The sequence below is a fragment of the Winogradskyella costae genome, assembly GCF_013403865.1.
Lineage (GTDB): Bacteria > Bacteroidota > Bacteroidia > Flavobacteriales > Flavobacteriaceae > Winogradskyella > Winogradskyella costae.
The window spans coordinates 1-983 of sequence record NZ_JABFDK010000040.1 but is presented as its reverse complement, the minus strand read 5'-3'; the positions used below and the strand labels follow the sequence as shown (position 1 = coordinate 983).

Below are 983 nucleotides of genomic sequence, written 5' to 3'. Positions count from 1 at the left end.
CTTTGGAATTTCATCTTATAGTTTTATTTACTAAATTTAGAATTATAATCTCGCAACAAACCATATACTAGACCGTTGTACACAATTTAAGAGAACGCCTGAACAAAGAAGAATTAAATAAAGAAAAGAGAAAAACCATACCACTTACAAAAGAGGAATGGTTTAATTTTTTCATTTTCCCTGTAAATCCAAACTCACGGCTGAATTCAAAAAGTGCGAATCAAATTGAATACGACAGATATAAAAAGTTTGGTTTTGAAAAGAAAATGGAACAAGCTGAAACTGCACAAATTGCTGGAGTTTTGTTCTACTTTTTCTTAATCTTAATTGCTATTATCATCTTTCAAATCATATAAGTATGAATGAAGCATTATTGCAATCGGAATATAATTACGAAATGAATAAATGTGTTCTCGTTCAAGGAGACATTCATTCAGTTTGGGCATATGTGATTGACATAACTGACAATAGAAATGAAATAGAATTTGACGGATTTATATGTTCTCGTGGAACTTTAATTAATGATAGTAACGAAATTGAGGTTTATATAAATCACGACCAAGGTTATGCACCACCATTATTAAGTGAATATAAAAATGAGTATTCTATTATAAATGACCTTGTTGAAAGCGATATAAAAATTGATTGGAAAGACAGCATTGTCCGAATTTTAATAAAAGGAACTGAATATTTAAAAATGGATTTGGAAACCAAAATGTCCTATTCTAAAGGAATTTCGAAAAGCGGAGCATATGGAATTCCATTAAAAGAATAAATAAAAACTGTGTACAACACCGTGTATAATTAATTGCTAGGTTCTTCCCTACTTGCGAATATTCCTGCGGAATATTCACGGGTTCGTAAAAGTTTGCTAACTTAGTTGCTGAACCACGCAACTAATCATACACGTATTCCAAGATCAAATCCTAGTAATATTTAGTTTTATTTTTTATGCTGCATATTGCTGAAGAACCACATATGGT

1 protein-coding gene is annotated in these 983 nt (G+C 30.5%); it reads left to right on the top strand.

The features are described 5' to 3' along the window. Nucleotides 1–358: 358 nt before the first annotated feature. Entirely contained in the window at nt 359–775 is a 417-nt protein-coding gene (locus HM986_RS17585; RefSeq protein WP_179336349.1) for a hypothetical protein, read from the top strand. Nucleotides 776–983 lie beyond the last annotated feature (208 nt).

Excerpts from the sequence above, each read along its gene's own strand:
- HM986_RS17585 (WP_179336349.1), top strand. The coding sequence starts at position 359 with ATGAATGAAGCATTATTGCAATCGGAATATAATTACGAAATGAATAAA.